This is a genomic window from Labrys sp. LIt4, from assembly GCF_017813775.1.
GTDB lineage: Bacteria > Pseudomonadota > Alphaproteobacteria > Rhizobiales > Labraceae > Labrys > Labrys okinawensis_A.
Genome location: NZ_JAGIPY010000004.1, coordinates 87,496 through 105,588 on the forward strand (window position 1 = coordinate 87,496; position 18,093 = coordinate 105,588).

Here is an 18,093-nt window from a genome sequence, read left to right on the forward strand (position 1 = left end):
TCAGCGCTTGCGGCCAGGCAGCGTCATGGCGATAACCCCGGCGACCACGCACGCCAGGCCGGCCCACGCCGTCGGAGACAGCGTTTCTCCCAGAAACAGCACACCGATCGCCACGCCGACCGGAACCCGAAGATAGGCCTGCGCAGTCGTGCCGACGGAACCGAGCGTTTGCACGAGTCGGAAATAGATCACGAAGGCCAGCGCCGTCGAAAAAACCGCAAGCGCAAGGAGCGCGAGCACGGATTGGGCACTCGGGGCCAAGGTCCAGGGGCGATCGAGGATGAGACTGACCGGCACGAGCACCGCCGCACCCGAAATCAGCGAGCCGGCGGCCGGCATCACCGGTTCGAGCCCCTTGAAGCTCCTGCCGAAGATCGCCGCGCCTGCATAGCAGAGCGTGGCGCCGATGATGGCGAGCTGCGCCCAGATTTCACGTCCGAAGCCTTCAAGCGCCTCCATGCCGACGATCAGGCATGTTCCGATCAGCCCAGCCGCCACGCCGAACAGCTTGCGGCCGGTGACGGCCTCGTGGCGCGTGACCGCGGCGGTCAGCAGGAAGGCGAAGATGGGGGAGGTGGAATTCAGGATGGTCGCAAGGCCCGCATCGGTCGTCTGCTCGGCCCAGGCGATCAGGGTAAAGGGAACGACGCTGTTGAGACAGGCCTGAAGCGCGAAACGTCCCCATATCCGCCGATCCCTCGGCAGTCTCAGTCCGCGCAGCCGGAGAAAGGCGACGAGCACGGCCCCGGCGATCAAGGTTCTGGCGGCAATCAGCGTGACCGGCGGAATGGTTTCGACGCCGACCTTGATGAAGGCGTAGGACGCGCCCCAGAGTGTGGAAAGGGCCACAAGCAGCGCCGATTGCGTAATCATGTTCGCCTTGGCGGCCATCCTGTTCCAGGCTCGTTTATTCGCTGAGGCCCTCCTGCCTAGCCGATACCGAAACGGAATGTTTCGGTATCGGCCGAACTGTCGAGCATGGACATCGGCTTGTCCCCATTTGCCTGGGCGGTGGGCACGTCCCGCCAGCGCCAAGCGGGCCGGCGGGGAAAACGAGGCGGGTCTGCGCTCAACGGAGAAAATCGCCGAGGGCGGCAAGCACGAGGTCCGGGCGCTCCTCTTGCAGGGTATGGCCGCATGCGATGGCGTGGCCGCGCACATCGGTGGCCTTCTCGCGCCAGGTCGCCAGCACGTCATAGGTTCGCCCGACCGTGCCCTTCGCGCCCCAGAGCGCCAGGAGCGGCACCTCGACCCGGCGATCCGCATCGGCAGCGTCGTGCTCCAGGTCGATGGTGGCCGCGGCGCGGTAATCCTCGCAGATGGCGTGGCGCGTCGCCGGATCGCTGTAGACCCGCAAATATTCGGCGAAGAGTTCGGGCCCCGGCACGCCGGGCGTCTTCGACTGCCCCTCGAGGTGCGTGCGCAGGAAGAACTCCGGGTCTGCGCCGATCAGGCGCTCCGGCAGCGGCTCGGGCTGAATCAAAAAGAACCACCAGAAATAGGCCGTGGCGAACGCCTTGTCGGTGCGGGCATACATCGTGGCGGTGGGCGCGATGTCGAACACGGCGAGGCGCGTCACCGCGCCGGGATGGTCGAGCGCCATGCGGTGGGCGACACGCCCACCGCGGTCGTGCCCGATCACCGCGAAGCGCCCGTGCCCGAGGCGGCGCATCACCGCGACCGCGTCGGCCGCCATGGCGCGCTTGGCGTAGTGCGCATGCCCCTCTCCGCCGCCCGGCTTCTCGGAATCGCCGTAGCCGCGCAGGTCCATCGCCACGACGCTGAAGCGCTCGGCCAACCTCGGGGCAACCGCGTGCCAGGTCGCGTGGGTCTGCGGGTGTCCGTGCAGCAGCAGGAGAGGTGGTCCCGAGCCGCCAATAGCGGCCCGGATGCGGATTCCGTCGGCGTGGACGTCGCGAAGTTCAAAGCCCGCGAGGAACGGGTCCATCATCGCCATGTTCCGCTCCTCAGCAGGCGAGCCAGGGTTGCGCGGCGTGGTACCGCTCCTCGAAGGCGCGGATCGCCCCGGCCCGGCCGAGCGTCGTCCCGACGGTATCGAGCCCGCGGACCAGGGCATCCTTGCGCGCCGCCGAGAGCTCGAACGTCACGCGCACGCCACCGGCTGCGAGAATGGTCTGACGAGGCAGGTCGACGGTGAGGCGGTTCCACTCCGGGTCGGCGGCCAAGGCCGCGAGGGTGCCCACCTGCACCGGGTCGAGGCTGACCAGGAGGAGCCCGTTATTGGCCGCGTTGTCGGCGAAGATGCCCGCGAAGCTCGTGCCGATGATGGCGCGGATGCCGAGTTGCAGCAGCCCCCAGACAGCGTGCTCGCGCGAGGAGCCGCAACCGAAGTTCGGGCCGACCACGAGGAAGCGCGCGCCCCGCCATTCCGGGCGGTTGAGTGCGAAGTCCGGGCGCGGCCTGCCCTGCGCGTCGAAGCGCAGGTCGTGGAGCGCACCCCGGGCGAGCCCGCTGCGGTCGATGCCCTTCAGGAATTGCTTGGGCATGATGACGTCGGTGTCCACATTGGCGGCCGGAAGGCATATGGCCGGGCCGGCCACGGTGTCGAAGGGCTGCATGGCTCAGTTCTCCCGGGCGAAGCGACGGACATCGGTGAGGTGGCCGGTCACGGCAGCGGCCGCAACCATGGCGGGGCTCATCAGGTGGGTGCGCCCGCCCGCCCCCTGACGGCCCTCGAAGTTGCGGTTGGTGCTCGACGCGCAGCGCTCGCCGGGGGCCAGCATGTCGTCGTTCATGGCAAGGCACAGCGAGCAGCCCGACTGGCGCCACTCGAACCCGGCCTCGATGAACACGCGGTCGAGCCCCTCGGCCTCGGCGGCACGCCGCACGCTCGAGGAGCCGGGCACCACCATACCACGCACACCGTCCGCGATGCGACGGCCGCGCAGGACGCCGGCTGCCTCGCGCAGGTCGGATAGACGGGCATTCGTGCAGGAGCCGATGAAGGCCCGCTGGATGCGTACCGTCTCGAGCGCGGTGCCAGGTGCGAGGTCCATATAGGCGAGCGCGCGCGCCATGTCGCGCCGACGGTCGGCATCGGGTTCCGCGCCAGGGTCGGGAACACGCCCACCCACCGGAGCCGCCTGGTCCGGGCTGATGCCCCAGGTCACCAGGGGCTCGATCTCCTCAGCCTGCAGGCGCACTTCCCGGTCGAACACGGCATCCGGGTCGCTGTGCAAGGTCGACCAGTGTTGGACGGCAGCCTCCCAGACATTTCCCTTCGGCGCCCTCGGCTTGTCGGTGAGGTAGTTGAATACTGCCTCGTCAGGGGCCATGATGACGCCGCGGGCGCCACCCTCCACCGCCATGTTGCAGATGGTCATCCGGCCCTCGACAGGAAGGGCCGCGATGCCTTTGCCGGCGAATTCGACGGCATAGCCGGTCGCGCCCGAGGCGCCGATGGTGCGAATGAGCGCCATCACCACGTCCTTGGCGGTCACGCCCGGCGACAGGATGCCGTCGAGCATGATACGCATGGTTCGCATCCGGCGATACCGCAGGGTTTGCGTGGCGAGATAGTGCTCGATGTCCGAGGTGCCGATGCCGAAGCCGAGCGCGCCCAGCGCGCCATAGGTCGTCGTGTGGCTGTCGCCCGCGCCCACGATCATGCCGGGCAGGATGAAGCCGAGCTCCGGCGCGACAACGTGCTCGATTCCCTGCAGCGGATGCAGCACGTCGAAGAGTTCGATGCCGAAGTCGCGGCAGTTCTCCCCTAAATAGCGAACCTGCTGCGCCCCGCCCGCATCCGGCATGGCGGCGCCGCGGTTCGGCGCCGTCGGATTGACGTGATCGACGACGGCGAGCGCGGCCCCCGGCCGCCAGACCCGGCGGCCTGCTTCGCGCAGCCCGCTGAAAGCCTGGGGGCTCGTGTACTCGTTCAGTACGGTGCGATCGATATAGAGGAGAATCTCGGAGCCCGGGCCGGTGCAATCGTCGAGGCGGGCCACCGTGTGGCTGTCGATGAGCTTGTCGTAGAGCGTTCGGGGTGACATCGTCTCAGTCCTGCGGAGATGGAGAGGCGCGGCTTCGCCGCGTCTCGGGTTCAGCGTCGGTCAGGTCGTCGTGTTGGCTGCGAGGGGGGCACGGGGCGCCGCGTCCACGTCGCCGCCGACCGGGTAGTCCTCGACCAGCCGGCCATCGAGCACGTCGCGCATGCGGGCCATGTCGAGCTCGCCCTCCATCTTCGCCATCACGACGGCCGCGACGGCGTTGCCGATGATGTTCACGATGGCCCGCCCCTCGCTCATGAAGCGATCGATGCCGAGAATCAGCGCCATGCCGGCGAGCGGAATCGCGGGGACGACCGAGAGTGTGCCGACAAGGGCGATGAAGCCGGCCCCGGTGATGCCGCTCGCACCCTTGGAGGTCAGCAGGGACACGCCGAAGATCGCGAGTTGCTGGGTCAGAGTGAGATCGATATTGGTGGCCTGCGCGACGAACAGGGCAGCCAGCGTCATGTAGATGCAGGTGCCGTCGGCGTTGAAGATGTAGCCGGTCGGCACGACGAGGCCGACGACAGACTTCGAGCAGCCGAGGTGCTCCAGCTTCTCCATCAGCGAGGGCAGAGCCGCGTCCGACGAGCTTGCGCCCAGGGTGATGAGCAGCTCCTCCTTGAGGTAGCGCAGGAGCTTGAACAGGCTGAAGCCGGCCCAGATCGAAACGATGCCGAGGACGCCGAACACGAAGATCGCGCCGGTGAGATAGAAGGTGCCGATCAGGCCGATGAGCTGGCCGAGCGAGCCCAGGCCGAACTTGCCGATCGTGTAGGCCATCGCGCCGAACGCTCCGAAGGGCGCGAAGCGCATCAGCACGTTGACGACGCCGAAGATCCAGTGCGAGGCCGCATCGACGAGATCGCGCAACGGCCTGCCGCGCTCGCCCATCTTCGCCAGCACGATGCCGAACAGCACGGCGACGAAGACGACGGGCAGGATCTCGCCTTTGGTCAGCGCGTCGAAGACGGTGTTGGGAATGAGGTTGAGCAGGAAGTCGACCGTGCCGTGCTCCTGGGCGGCACCGGCATATTTGGCGACCGCCCCGGTATCGAGCTTGCTCGGGTCGGCGTTCATGCCGGCGCCGGGCCGCACGAGGTTGCCGACCACGACCCCGATTACGAGGGCGAGCGTCGACAGCACCTCGAAGTAAAGCAGGGCCTTTCCGCCGAGCCGGCCCATCCTCTTCATATCGCTCATGCCGCTGATGCCGGCGACGACGGTGCAGAAGATCACCAGCCCGATGGCCATCTTGATCATCTTGATGAAGGCATCGCCCAGCGGCTTCATGTCGACGCCGAGGGTGGGCGCCGTGCACCCGACCGCGACGCCGAGTAGAATGCCGGCGATGACCTGGACGTAGAGGCTCTTGTAAAGCGGTTTCGCTTGCGCTTGATTGGCTCTCTGCACGGCGTTTCTCCCTGTAGCTTTTCTTGGGCCGTCATCCTGGCTGTCGGCCGCAGCGTTCCCCAGCAGAGAGCCAGAACCCGGCCGATGCCGCTAATGCCGTTATTGCATCAGGCAATGCCGGGCCGCCGTTGACCGCCATGCAGGGACTCGCGATCTTTCCCAACCCGGCTCGCGGGGGACCTGCGCCTTGAAGGGGCTGGACTCGGCAGAAGGGCTCGACGGATGGACGCCGCATGGCTCGAAGACTTCCTGGCACTGGTGGACCTGGGGCATTTCTCGCGCGCCGCGGAGCAGCGCTGCATCACCCAGCCCGCCTTCAGCCGACGCGTCCGCGCCCTCGAGGAATGGGTCGGCACGCCGCTTTTCACGCGCGACGTCCTGCCGGTCACGCTGACGCCGGCGGGCGAACGCTTCCGGCCGGTGGCCGAGGAGACGCTTCGGCGCCTCTACCAGGGGCGGGAAGCGGCGCGCGAGGCCGCGCGCATAACGGCCGAGACCGTTCGGTTCGCTTCGACGCAGACGCTCTCCGTGAGCTTCTTCCCGAACTGGCTGAGGACGGTGGAAAGCTTCGAGAGCGTTCAGGGGACGATCCAGCTGACCGCCGCTCATATGGCCGCCTGCGAGCAGATGATGCTGCGCGGCGAGGCGCAGTTCCTGCTCTGCCATGACCATCCGGCCACCACGCATATGCTGGCCTCGGGCCAGTTTCGTTCGATCCATGTCGGGGCGGACGTGCTGCTTCCGGTGAGCGTCCCGCGCCCGGATGGGGCGGGAGCGCTCTTTGCCCTGCCGGGAGAACCGGAAGCGCCACTGCCATTGCTGTCCTACACACAAGAGTCCGGGCTCGGTCGCATTCTCGCCGGCGCACGGGCGCTGGAGCGCAGCGAGGCCGTGGTGAAACCGGTGTTCGCCTCGCATCTCACCTCGGTGCTCGTGGCCATGGCGCGCGAGGCCCGCGGCATCGCATGGGCCCCCCTGAGCGTGGTCGCCGACGACCTCGAGCGCGGACGGCTGGTGCGAGCCGCCAGTGCCGAGAACGACATCCCGATAGAGATTCGCCTCTACCGCCCCCGGGCGCGGCAAAGCCCGGCTGCGGAGCGCTTGTGGGCGCTCGTGGCCGGCCGTGACTGGGACGGGCCGGCCGGGGATGCTGTCGAGGAAGCAGGCCCGTCTGCGCTGGCGTCCAGCGAAAGAGGCGTCGAAGAATAATACCGCCGGTCGCGATGTTTGACTCACCTGTCATTGCGAGCGTAGCGAAGCAATCCAGGAGCCATGGCCAGAGCGTCTATGAGCCTGGATTGCTTCGCTACGCCCGCAATGACGGTGCAGCAGCTCAGCCGGAGATGACGGTCAGGGATTTCGCGACCTGGCATAACTCTTTGTATTGACGCGTTTTCTTGTTCGACAGACCGGTCGGCTTTCCTGGAAAACGCTCAGGCCGCGCGTACGATCTCGGCCGCGAAGTCGCGATAGCTATGCAGCGGGCGGCCCAGGATTTCGGTCAACCGCTCGACGTCGCCGGCTTCGGGAAGCATGCCGTGGCTGACATAGCGCTCGGCCATCAGGCGCATCTCGTAAGCCGTCCACTTCGGCATGAAGCTGGCCATGTTCTGCTCGAACCCGCTGGGGTCGTCGCCACCATAAACGACCGGGCGATCGAGGAGCTCCGACCAGATCTTCGCCACGTCCGGACCAGTCAGGGTGTCGGGTCCGACCAGATTGATGGTTTCGATCGGCAGTTTGCCGGGGGCCTGGTCGCGGCGGATCAGCTCGATCGCGGCGACCTCCGCGATGTCGCGGGCATCGACCATGGCGACCCCCTTGCTGCCGATCGGCATCGGGTAGACGCCATGGCCCAGGATCGCGTCCTTGATCATCAGCTCATTGTCGATGAAGTAGGACGGACGCAGGATGGTGGCGCTGAAACCCATCTGCTGAAGCATGCGCTCGGCGCCCGACTTCACCGCGAAATGCGGCACGTTCACCGCGCCATCGGCATCGAACACCGACTGGTAGACGACCCGCTCCACGCCTGCCTCCCGAGCGATGTTGAGGGTGATGATCGCCTGGGTGAATTCATCACCCGTCACGGCGTTGAGAAGGAAGAGGGTGCGCACGCCCTTGAAGGCGCTCCGCAGGGCGTCGATGTCGAGCAGGTCGCCTTGAGCGACTTCGACGCCGGCCGGAAAATCGGCCTTCGCCGGGTCCCGGGTCAGCACGCGCACCTTGGCGCCGCGCTGGAGGAGTTGATCGACGACATGGCGGCCGACGCGGCCCGTGGCGCCCGTAACGAGAATGGTCATGGTGGTTGCTCCGCTTGGGGTTCAATTGACATCCACCAATTTAGTGATCCAAATTAATACCGATAGGCACCAAATTTAGACAGACCGTCTCGTAGGTGAAACATATGGATTTGCTTGCCCTCGCCGATTTCAACCTGGTCGCCCGCCACGGCGGGTTCGGCAAGGCCGCGCGCGCAGCGGGCCGTCCGAAGGCGACCTTGTCGCGCCGCGTAGCTGAGCTGGAGGCAAGCCTCGACCTGCGCCTGTTCGAGCGGGGCGCAAGAACGCTCAAGCTCACGCAGGAGGGCCGCGCCCTGTTCGAGCGAACGGGCCAATTGCTGACGGAGCTCGAGGAAACCTCGGCTGCGATCGCCTCGGGCGGGCACAGTCCGCGCGGGCGATTGCGGATCAGCGCGCCCCTGCTCTTTTCGCAGACCGCCATGGGGAAACTGGCCGCAGGCTTTGCGCGGAAATATCCGGAGGTCCGGCTTGAGGTCACAGCGGAAGACCGGCCGGTCGACATGATCGAGGAGGCCTATGACCTGGTGATCCGCGTCAACCCGCAGTCGGATGCGGGCCTCGTCGGCCGCGTCTTCCTTCATGACAGACAGGTCGTCGTGGCAGGTCCGGACCTCGCCCGGCCATCAGACCTCGAACCTGTTCCAGCGGTGGTGCGCGGCGCGATCAACCAGACCGAAACATGGGAGCTGATTACGCCGGCCGGCGCGTCGAGCGTTGCCGTCAAACCGGTGCTCGGCCTGTCATCGCTGCTGATGGTCCGCGACGCTGCCCGGATGGGCGTCGGGGCAGCGCGCCTGCCGCTCTCGCTGGTCAGCCCGGATCTGGCCGCCGGCAGGCTTGTACGGTGGGGGGATGTGGAAGGACCGGAAACCGCCCTGTGGGCGCTTTATCCCACACGAAGGCTGCTCAGCGCCCGGGTGTCGGCATTTTTGGACTATCTCAGGGAAGCCTTTCCTCGAGGGACTCCCGAGGAGCTTGCCGCCTATGTCGGATGATGACGGCAAGGCTCAGGCCGGACGGAAGACGTTTCGAGCGCGAGATTTTATGGCGTTTTCCAATCCGGCTGGATCGGAAAGGCGCGTCTATCGGTGATCACGAGACGATCACCTTGGCTCCAACCGATACGCGTTCAAAGAGATCGATGACGTCTTCGTTGAACATGCGGATGCATCCCGAGGACGCTTGCGTGCCGATCGTCCAGGGTTCGCTCGTGCCGTGGATGCGGTACAGGGTGTCCCTCCCATTGGCGTAGAGGTAAAGCGCTCTTGCCCCGAGAGGATTGGCACGACCACCCGGAATCATTCGCGGGATTCCGGGCGCTTCCTTCGCCATATCGTCGGTGGGATACCAGGAAGGCCAGGCTGACTTTCGCTCGAGCTGCGCCACGCCATTCCAGCGATATCCCGCCCGGCCCACCGCAATGGCATAGCGCCGGGCGCGCCCCTGCCCCTCGATGAGATAGAGCTTCCTTTCGTTCACGTTCACCACGATCGTTCCCGGCTTCTCCTGAGACGGGTAGGAGACGGTGGAAACAGCGAAATCGGCCGGAAACATCGATCGATCGATCGGTCTGATCTGGGCGTCAGAGGCGGAGAACTGACTGTCGACGGCGGTTTTGGCTGCGAGCTCGCGACCGGGTGAGCAGCCGCCGATCAGGAGACACACCAGAAACACCGGTGAAATTGGTTTGGACAAGACCTTAGCGCTCCGGATTGTTCTCGCTCGAGGTTGACGGCTGGAAGCGCAGCTTCCTATAGGAAATTCGCAGCGCAGCCTTGTGCGAGGAGGGGCCCTGGCTTTCGCAGTGCATCTTGTAGTATTTGGCCAGGGAGATGAGAGCCTCGGTCACCTCGTCGTAACGCCAGCCTGCGTCCCTTGCGATATTGGCGAGAGCGAACAGATGCTCCTCGAGTGCGAATTCGCAGCTGAGAACCCTTGCGCTGTGTTGAGCATCCACGAATTCCTGCGTGCTCATGGGTATTCCTTCGCTGATGAATCGTGGCCGTGGAAACGCCGAGTCCGGCAGGAGCGGGCCCGTCCACGGACGGACCCGCCAAGGCGCAGGCGCTCGGCTACCAGTTGTAGCGGACCCCGACGACACCCTTGACGCGGTAGTTGTCACCGCCTCCCGAAGACAAGGCCATGGCATAGTCGGCCTCGCCGTAGACGCTCCATTTGTCTTTCCTGGTGAAGGTCCCACCCAGTCCCACTTCACCCCACAGGCGTTTGCCCTGCTGGCTCAGCGAGGTCCCGCCGACATTGATCTTGGTGCCGTCCAGGAATTCGTAGGTGAGATTGGCGATGCCGTAGACCTGCAGGCGGTCGAACGTGTTGGAGTCGGACGCCCAGCTGCTGAGGTTCTCGATGCGGGCTCCAACGCGGCCTTTGAGGCTGTCGCCCTTGTTGAGGGAGACCTTGGTGCCGTTGAGGTCGTTGAAGCTGTCAAAGTCGACATGCGTCCAGGCCAGCTGAGCCTGGGGGACGATTGCCCATCCCGAGCCCATCTCGAAGCGCTTGCCGACTTCCAGGCTGAGGACCGAGGACCAGCCGGAATTGTCGCCGCCCGGCTTCCGGCTGAGGTCGCTCTGGTACCAGGTGAACTGGCCGACGCCATCGGCGTAAAGGCCGTTATTGCCCAGCCAGGTCAGATTGGCGCCCACGCCGTAGCCCGTGGTCGAGATCTTGCCCTTGCGCCTGGCGCCGGTGACAGGATCGGGGGTGATGGCGATGTCGGCGACGGAGCTGCCGACCGTGCCATACGCGCCGACCGTCAGTTCGCCTGACGCCGATTCATAGGCGACGCCCTCATAGCCAGCCTGCAGATAGCCCAGCTTCTGGGTATAGGCCGAGCCGACGCGAGGACTGTAGGATGAATATTCGCCGCCCGCACGCCCCCAGGCCCCGGCGCCGACGAGATGGGGCTTGCCATCGGCATAGACCGCATCCTGCTCGGCACTCGGCTTGCATTGGAAGTTCTGGGTCGGGTCCTTGCACCATATGGTGGCAGCCGGTGCACCGTTCGGCCAGATGCGATTGCCGGTGCGCTGTTGCAGGGTGCCCAACGTGGCATAGGCGAAATTGCCGAGAATCTCGGCATAGGGCGTCACTTCCTGCGACGGGGCGTTGATGCCGACCGAACGCAGATACCAGTCCTGGTCGGCCGGATCGGCGACCCCGCCGAAATACAGGTTGTAGTCATAGGCACCGGCGCTCAAGGCAGAGCCCAGGTGGAAGGCGTCGGAGGTCGAAGTGCCATCCACCTGCACGACCTTGATGCCGTCGGCGATCGTCTTGGCGCCGGTTCCCCCGACATTGGCGATCTGCAGCGTCGTGGAGCCGCTGGCATTGCCGTTGATGACGAGCAGGTCCGTGGGGGAGCCATCGGCGCCAAGGACGGTGTCCAGACCGACGGTGCCGCCATTGCCGACATAATTGCCGTTGACCGTTACGGTGGAGCCTGCCGAGCCATTGCGCATGTCCACCAGGCCAGCATTGCGCAGATCGCCGGTGATGGTGGCACCGTTCATGGCCAGAAGGGCCGAGCTGCCATCGATGGTGAGATCCGCATTGACCGTCAGCGTGGAGGGAGAGGTCAGCGTGGTGCCGTTGGCGAGAAACACGCCATAGCCGTCTTCCGTGCTCGAGGTGATGGTGGAATCACTCAGCGAGATCGTGCTGCTGTCGAGAGTCAGCTTTTCCCAATTGGTGAGGTTCGCACCGGGCACCGACAGGGCGTAACCTCGAAGCGTCAATGCATCGATGTAACCGTCAGCCGTCGAAACATCGTCGCCGCCGTCCAGCTTCTGGGTGCCGTTATAGCCGGAGGCCGTCACTAGGGCCGTATCGGAGCCGTTGCCCCCATTCAGGCCGACCCCAAGCGTGCCCGATGTCCAGTTGATGGTGTCGTTGCCGTCGCCGCCCAGCAGAGTTCCCGAGACGCTCGCCCCCACCAGATTGATGGTGTCGTTGTCGATGCCGCCGTCGACGTTTCCGGTGACCGTGCCGCCCGCGAGCTGAATCGTGTCGGCACCGCCATGGGTCAGGATATCCCCGATGACCGTACCATTCGTGGTGAGTGTAACGGCACCGTCGCCATCATTCACAGCCACGCCCGACGCGGAACCGTCAACCCTGGCCGTCGACAGAATGTCGATCGTCCCGCCTGCCGCGCCAGAGGTCAGCAAGCCCGACCCGGTTCCGCTGCCACCCGTCACCTGGCCCGCCGTCGTGAGGGCGTATGTACCGGTGCCGCGGGCAAGGGTTGCGATACCCACGCCATTAGCACCCGTGGAGTTCACCACGCCGTTGACGCCTTGTGTCGAAATGGCGTTGCCGCTGCCGTCCGCCACCGAAGCGATACCCGTGGCGCCAGTGCCGGTCGCGCTGATCGTTCCAGCGGTCTGCTCGGTGATTGCGTCCCCATTGCCGCTCGCCAGGGCGAGCATTCCCACGGATGTGCCCTGGACGGCAATGGTTCCAGCAGTCTGACGGGCAATGGCATCCCCCACGCCGAGGGATTGCGCGACGATACCGGCATTGCTGAATCCGACCGTCGTGACCGAGCCCCCGTTCATCTCGGCCAAGGCCTCGCCGCTGCCGCGGGTCAAGGCGTAGACGGCATGCGATCCCAGGGTGGTGATCGTGCCGCCATTGATGGTGGCCGTGGCGTTGCCCGTATTGGTCGAACCGAATGCCTCCGCGAACAGGCCGACGCCCGATCCTCCCAATCCTGTGGTGGAGATCGAGCCGGCGTTCATGGTGGCCGAGGCATCGCCATTGCTGTTCGTCTGCGCGACCATGCCGTAACCGTAATCGCCGGTTGCCTTGATCGTCCCGCCATCCAGGGTCGCGGCGGCATCGCCGCCTCCCGTGGTTACGCGAGAAATAACCCCGTAGACCTCGGCACCGGGCGCCCCTCCCGACACAGTGATCGTCGTATTGCCCAGCACGGTGCTCGAGCGGGTTCCCGTGCTCGCCCCTTCATTGCGAATGCCGGCGGTGCCAGCCGGCGGGGTAATTGACAGCGGTGCCACAGTACCATCGGCCGTCACCGAAACACCGTCAGTTGTATAGTGAATGCCGGTTGTATTCGCTGCCTGATCCGTGGCTGGTGCTCCATCTCCGTTGCAAATGACGGCGCCGCCGCTGACTGCTATACCGCATTCATTAGCCGCGTATGCCGGTTGCCAAGCAACAATACATGCCGTTGCGGCAGAAACGAGCGCAGTTGTGGTTAGCAATGCTAATGATTGCTTAGACTTCATTTTCATTTCCATCTCTCTTCAGGGATATTTTCTGTTATTTTTCGAACCTCTCCATGTTCTTACGTTATGACACGCACGTAGTAATTGTGTCTGTATCTTTCGAGTCACAGCTTTACGAAAAGCTTGGCCAAAACGTGTGCCATTTATTGCACTGCTTTCGAATCTGAGTAAGCAGATGTGGCGCATTCAATCGGCAACCTCCCTTAGGGAAGTAATAGTATAGTTGTTTTTGCCTACAATTTGAGCGCTCAATCTGGCGGCTGCTAGTGATTTGTACTCCTGCTTGGACAGCCGCATATCACTAAACAACAATGATAGAAAACATGCTTGCGGAAGAAGTACAGGCAACTGCTGCCGAATTGCGGCGGCATCATAATTTCAGGGCCGCGGCTCGAATGTTTGCGAAGCGCTATTGCTCGATGCTCGCTGGTAATTTCTTACTGTCGCATTTCGCAACCGAAAAAGTCCGACATTTGATGGGCGTTTATGTCTTGCGGAGCAATTTCGCCTATGGCAGCTCGGAAGAAGAGCATGGCACGACGCTGGCCGGCGCACTTCACTTCGCCGAGCACGCAGGCATCGCCGGCAGAACCAGAATTGCGACATATCTTCGGCTGCTTCAGGTCGGAGGATATCTCAAATCTGCAAAACGCGGCTCTGATCGCCGCTACATCCGTCTGGAGTCCACCCCGAAAGCAATCGAGACGGCGAAAGGAATTTACAAGAATTTCTTGCTCCCTCTTTCGCTCCTTACCGAAAATCCGACCGCTGTCACAGATCTTTACAGAGATGATCGATTGCTCAATAGGATCGTAGAGTATTCCTATCGATCCATCCTGGAGTTTCGGTATATCTCAATCTTCACGCCCGATCTTGCAATCATACTTGAAAAGGCTGGAGGATACGAAATCCTGTTGCTGCTGATGATCGCCGAGGGAAACTCCGACCTACGGACAGCACTGACTGTATATTTCAACTACGGCTGGGCTTCCCAGCAGCTCGACGTGCCCCGGATTCAGATCCGGCGTGTGATGCATCTTCTGGTTGAAAAGGATCTGGTCGTCCTTCACGCCGAGGCCGGCAACGCCGTCGAAGTTCGCCCCTGCCTCCGGCAGCTGCTCGACACATTGGTGAGCTTGCATCTGGCCGTCATCTGGAATGGCGTCAATACACCGGTTCACTACCCGGCGCGCTGCTAGGCTGTCGACTGAGCTTCCGGCGCCGTCGCTTTTCAGGGGCTCATGCCGAACTGAGGCGTTCCTCCAATTGATTGCGATCGATCGCAACATTTGCGGCTTACGGAACGAAATATCACGCTTGCCAGCAATCCCGGGCATTTGTAGAGGCATTGCACGATGAGAGAGTGACATGTCATGCGCAATCTGACCCTTCTACCGATCGCCGGCCTCGTTTGTCTGATCGTCGGCTTCGCGACAGGCAGCGCAAGCGCAGACCAGATCTCGGAGAATAAGGCCCAGTGCGCCAGCTTCGGCTTTAGGGAAGGAACTGACGCCTTCGCCAAATGCGTCATGCAACTGTCGCTGCGGCAGGGACGCCGTCACCCGCCGGATCGCGACACCCTTATTCAACAATATCGCGACCTCAGCATGGCGCGGCGTGGGGATGGCCGCTATCCGGTCTGCAATGCCACCATGATGGAAAACGAGCTCGATACCTATAACAACAAATGGGTGGGCCCCAACTGTCAGATGGCGCCGGACTAGACATCCGAAGCCCAATGGAGCCCGTGCCGAACGCCGAAGCGGGCGTTCCGCACGTGCATCGGCTTTCTTCATGCCGGCTGCCAGGAGGGGTTATTCGTAAGCCCTCTTGTTTTCCTCGAAATAACTCCAGAGATCATCCAGATCCCGATCAAAACATAAGAGCGCGCGTCCTATCGTCGCCTTTTTGTCTTTAGCCTGTTTGATGACCCTGAAGTCGCCGCTGGTTGTGGCAGCATCCAATTCGTCCGCCGACTCCGCCAGGAAGACGCCGAGCCTGTTCTTCAGTGCCCAAACCGCTTCGTCGAAAGGCTGAAGCCTGGGCTTTGATTCAGCGAATTGATCGAGCGTCTCTTGCAGCCGGGTAATCAGCTCGGGGTACGGTTGCAGGATTTCGCACAGCGTAGTCGGAACAAGCGGGGGATTTGATTTCGACATGCGTGTGCTTTCTCGAGGTTGCGATTCGATTGAATCAAGCTCGACTCGCCGGTCGCGATGAATACGCCCAGACGCAGGCGCGCTTGATTGGCTGCGGCGACTTCAATGTTGGCAGCCATGGCGATATGCGCAATGACCTCTGACGTCGAGCGCCGTTGGCTCTCAGCATACCGAAGACACATCGGGATGCGGCGTGTCGGATGCCCCGGCGGCGGCAAGCGCGCCATCAGGGCCCGCGTACCCCTGCAAGGCGGCTTGACGATGCCAACCCGGGCGCGTACCCGTTTCAATTAGGCGGATTGAACCAAAACGGAACGGAAACGCACTCGATCGCAATGAATGTGCGCAAGGAACGCATCGCCATCGCCGACGATCATCCGGTATTCCGCGAGGGTATGCGGCGCATCGTGCAGCGCCTGTGCCCGGCAGCAGTGATCGAAGAAGCTGGAACGTTCGACGAGTTGCTCGGCTTGGCGCGGACAGAGCCCGCACCCGGCATGTTTTTCCTCGATTTGCTGTTCCCAGGCTTTTCGGTCGAGGTGTCGATCGCCGATCTGCGCGAGGAATTTCCCAACGCTTCGATCGTCGCGGTGTCGATGATCGATGATGACGAGGTCATCGAAAAGGTGATGGCCGGCGGAGCGGACGGCTTCATATGCAAAGCTGTGCCGCCGCAGGAGATTGGCGAGGCCATCAAGAGGGTCAGGGACGGCGATTTCGTCGTGCTGAAAGCCTCGTCGCACATGGCGTCGTCGGCGCGAGCCGAGCGCGATCCCATTCCGCCGCTGACACCACGGCAGGCGGAGGTCTTGCGGCTGCTCGCGGAAGGCATGTCGAACAAGGAAATAGGGCGCATGCTCGATATTTCGCCCTTCACCGTGCGTATCCATGTATCGGCGCTGCTTCGCCTTTTCGATGTGGAAACGCGAGCGGCGGCGGCGGCGAAGGCGGCCCTTGCCGGGCTGACCCATAGCGTTTTGCGATCAGACGGAGTCACCAGGGATCGCAAAGACGCGTCAGAACAATGAGTTAGAGCAAATAGCGTTCACGCTTGAACGCGCTTTGCTCTAGGGCAAAGCGCCTTAGCCGCGCTCGCCCGGCATTCGCGCCAGCCGGTCCAGTTTGATCTTCTGCGCCATGAGATTTGAGCGCAGCTCGGCCGGCCGCACGGGCTTCGACAGGATTGGAATGCGCGGATCGGCCAGCTCGGCGCGGATGCGGCTCGCATCATGCCCGGTGAGGACAATGGCGGGAACTTCGCGACCGAGCGCCCGTCGCACATGGCCCAGGCAATCGCTTCCGGTCACGCCGCCCCCCAGGTCGTAGTCGGTGACGACGAGATCGCAGGCTGCAACGGTCTTGGGTGGGGCAAGCTCGGCCTGAACGATGCAGCCCCATTTCTTCAGCAGGGTATGGGTCGCCTCCAATATGTCCGCATCGTCCTCGACGAGGAGAATGCGCAGGCCTTCCATTGCGGAACGCTGAAGCAGCAGGCGCTGCCGTGCTGTGGTGGCCGCCGTGGCGTTTGCCTTGGTGATTGGCACGCCTGTGATGGCCACGCTCGTGCCGCGTCCGCGCTCCGAGCGAATCGTCACGTTCAGGTCCATCAGGGCCGTCAAGCGCTTGACGATGGCAAGGCCGAGTCCGACGCCGTCGACATCTTTGTCGCCGCGCTCGCGCACGCGATAGAACTCCGTGAACAGCAGCGGAAGGTGATGCGCGGCGATGCCGTCGCCGCGGTCGTGCACGCAGATCGCGAGCGTTTCGCCGCGTCGCCGGCAGCCGATGAGTACAGGCTTGCCGGGCGCGTATTTCAAAGCGTTGGAAATCAGATTCTGGAGGACCGTGGTCAAAAGCGTTTGATCGGCGTGCACGTGGAGGCTGCACGGCATGAATCGCAGATCGACACCGGCCCATTGGGCCGGCTGCTGGTTCTGCCGGCGGAGGTCATCGAAGAGCTCGGCCATCGCCATGCTCGCCGGCTTGGGCTCGACCGAACCGCTGTCGAGGGTAGAAATGTCCAGCAGCGAGCGAAACAACCGGCCGAGGCTTTCCAGGGAGCGGTCGATGTTATCGACCATCGAACGCTGCTCCTCCGTCAACCCGGCATCGCGCAAAATCGCGGTGAAGAGGCTCATCGCGTGGATGGGTTGGCGCAGATCATGGCTTGCCTGGGCGAGAAATCGGGACTTGGCGAGATTCGCTTCCAAAGCCTCGGCATAGGCCTTCTGCAATCGTGTCAGCAGCGACAGGATATAGGCAGGTACGAGGATGGTGGTCAGTACGAGCGTCACCGTGATGTAGGGATTGGCCCGCCAATAGGGATTGAGCAGGGCCGTGACCGCAAGAGCGGCGAGCGCGACGAGTGTCGCCGCGACGAGATAGCGAGCGCCGTAGCGGATACCGTTGCCGACCGTCACCCATAGCAGAACGGCGTAGACCGGCAGCAGAATCTGATCTCCGACCGCGAGCGAGGCCGTGATGATGAGGTAGTCGGCCGACATCGCGGCGACGCGGCGCGAAAAATTGTAGCCGGGCGCGCGGACAATCCAGACAAAGAGCCCGGGCGCCGCGGCCAGGTAGATGAAATACAGGGTCGTGAAGATCGGGCTGTCGTACAGCCCGAAGCCTTGAACGAACGTGACCCCGGCGAAATAGAGGCTGTAGAGCGGAACGAGGATCAGCCGAACGACGGCCTGGCCGTATTCGGCATCGTCATTCCCGGGCTTGCGGCGCAAGCGGTCGAAAAGCCGGCTGGGGGCGGTCATGATACGGCGCATCCTGCGGTTCTCCCGCATTTTTCTCAGGAAGTGAACTCGCACCGTCGGCACGCTTGCGTCCATGACAGGTCGAACGCCGTGGCGCCAAACCCTTGCTCGAGCGAAGACCCGTCGTCCCCACGCCATAAGCGCCCCCGTGCGAGCCACCCGCATGCCGGCCGACA

Annotated in this window: 16 protein-coding genes; 5 read left to right on the plus strand and 11 right to left on the minus strand. The window is 63.7% G+C overall.

Translation table 11 applies throughout. The annotated features are described in order from the left end of the window. The 5 genes from J8I29_RS08765 to J8I29_RS08785 all read right to left on the minus strand — a co-directional run bounded on the left by J8I29_RS08765 (position 1) and on the right by J8I29_RS08785 (position 5,423). Entirely contained in the window at positions 1-873 is an 873-nt protein-coding gene (locus J8I29_RS08765) for an EamA family transporter (protein WP_348535994.1), read from the minus strand. 196 nt (positions 874-1,069) lie between these two features. Then, a complete protein-coding gene (locus tag J8I29_RS08770; RefSeq protein ID WP_209431618.1) occupies positions 1,070-1,951 on the minus strand; it encodes an alpha/beta hydrolase in 882 nt (293 codons plus the stop codon). Positions 1,952-1,967: 16 nt separating this feature from the next. Further along, positions 1,968-2,579: a 3-isopropylmalate dehydratase small subunit gene (gene leuD / locus J8I29_RS08775; RefSeq protein ID WP_209431363.1), complete on the minus strand. Its 612-nt coding sequence runs from the start codon at positions 2,577-2,579 to the stop codon at positions 1,968-1,970. A 3-nt stretch (positions 2,580-2,582) separates the two neighbouring features. Continuing rightward, complete coding sequence (leuC, locus tag J8I29_RS08780) at positions 2,583-4,013, minus strand: 3-isopropylmalate dehydratase large subunit (protein WP_209431364.1); 1,431 nt, start codon at positions 4,011-4,013, stop codon at positions 2,583-2,585. Positions 4,014-4,073: 60 nt separating this feature from the next. Continuing rightward, positions 4,074-5,423, minus strand: a complete 1,350-nt coding sequence (locus J8I29_RS08785) for a dicarboxylate/amino acid:cation symporter (RefSeq protein ID WP_209431365.1) — start codon at positions 5,421-5,423, stop codon at positions 4,074-4,076. Between the two features lie 222 nt (positions 5,424-5,645). Between J8I29_RS08785 and J8I29_RS08790 the strand changes: the two genes are divergently transcribed. Beyond that, positions 5,646-6,632 carry a LysR family transcriptional regulator gene (locus J8I29_RS08790; protein WP_209431366.1) on the plus strand — a complete coding sequence of 329 codons (987 nt, stop codon included), beginning with the start codon at positions 5,646-5,648 and terminating at the stop codon, positions 6,630-6,632. Between the two features lie 224 nt (positions 6,633-6,856). Here J8I29_RS08790 and J8I29_RS08795 read toward each other — a convergent pair whose 3' ends face one another. After that, the gene (locus tag J8I29_RS08795) at positions 6,857-7,726 is read right to left on the minus strand and encodes an NmrA/HSCARG family protein (RefSeq protein WP_209431367.1); all 870 of its coding nucleotides are present in this window, start codon (positions 7,724-7,726) and stop codon (positions 6,857-6,859) included. Between the two features lie 104 nt (positions 7,727-7,830). Between J8I29_RS08795 and J8I29_RS08800 the strand changes: the two genes are divergently transcribed. Then, positions 7,831-8,721: a LysR family transcriptional regulator gene (locus J8I29_RS08800; RefSeq protein WP_209431368.1), complete on the plus strand. Its 891-nt coding sequence runs from the start codon at positions 7,831-7,833 to the stop codon at positions 8,719-8,721. Between the two features lie 97 nt (positions 8,722-8,818). Here J8I29_RS08800 and J8I29_RS08805 read toward each other — a convergent pair whose 3' ends face one another. From J8I29_RS08805 to J8I29_RS08815, 3 genes are all read right to left on the minus strand, one after another. Then, positions 8,819-9,280 carry a L,D-transpeptidase gene (locus tag J8I29_RS08805; RefSeq protein ID WP_209431369.1) on the minus strand — a complete coding sequence of 154 codons (462 nt, stop codon included), beginning with the start codon at positions 9,278-9,280 and terminating at the stop codon, positions 8,819-8,821. Positions 9,281-9,425: 145 nt separating this feature from the next. Next, a complete protein-coding gene (locus J8I29_RS08810) occupies positions 9,426-9,701 on the minus strand; it encodes a hypothetical protein (protein WP_209431370.1) in 276 nt (91 codons plus the stop codon). 97 nt (positions 9,702-9,798) lie between these two features. Next, a complete protein-coding gene (locus J8I29_RS08815) occupies positions 9,799-12,759 on the minus strand; it encodes an autotransporter outer membrane beta-barrel domain-containing protein (protein WP_209431371.1) in 2,961 nt (986 codons plus the stop codon). Positions 12,760-13,313: 554 nt separating this feature from the next. Between J8I29_RS08815 and J8I29_RS08820 the strand changes: the two genes are divergently transcribed. Together J8I29_RS08820 and J8I29_RS08825 are read left to right on the plus strand one after the other, a co-directional pair. Further along, a complete protein-coding gene (locus tag J8I29_RS08820; protein ID WP_209431372.1) occupies positions 13,314-14,189 on the plus strand; it encodes a hypothetical protein in 876 nt (291 codons plus the stop codon). 174 nt (positions 14,190-14,363) lie between these two features. After that, positions 14,364-14,714 carry a hypothetical protein gene (locus J8I29_RS08825; protein WP_209431373.1) on the plus strand — a complete coding sequence of 117 codons (351 nt, stop codon included), beginning with the start codon at positions 14,364-14,366 and terminating at the stop codon, positions 14,712-14,714. Between the two features lie 90 nt (positions 14,715-14,804). Here the strand turns inward: J8I29_RS08825 and J8I29_RS08830 are convergent, their stop codons facing one another. Beyond that, on the minus strand, positions 14,805-15,149 hold the full coding sequence (locus J8I29_RS08830; protein ID WP_209431374.1) for a hypothetical protein: 345 nt from the start codon (positions 15,147-15,149) through the stop codon (positions 14,805-14,807). Between the two features lie 335 nt (positions 15,150-15,484). Between J8I29_RS08830 and J8I29_RS08835 the strand changes: the two genes are divergently transcribed. Next, positions 15,485-16,177, plus strand: a complete 693-nt coding sequence (locus J8I29_RS08835; protein WP_209431375.1) for a response regulator transcription factor — start codon at positions 15,485-15,487, stop codon at positions 16,175-16,177. 54 nt (positions 16,178-16,231) lie between these two features. On the opposite strand, the gene J8I29_RS08840 is transcribed toward J8I29_RS08835, so the two are convergent. Further along, on the minus strand, positions 16,232-17,917 hold the full coding sequence (locus J8I29_RS08840) for a hybrid sensor histidine kinase/response regulator (protein WP_209431376.1): 1,686 nt from the start codon (positions 17,915-17,917) through the stop codon (positions 16,232-16,234). Positions 17,918-18,093: the final 176 nt, after the last annotated feature.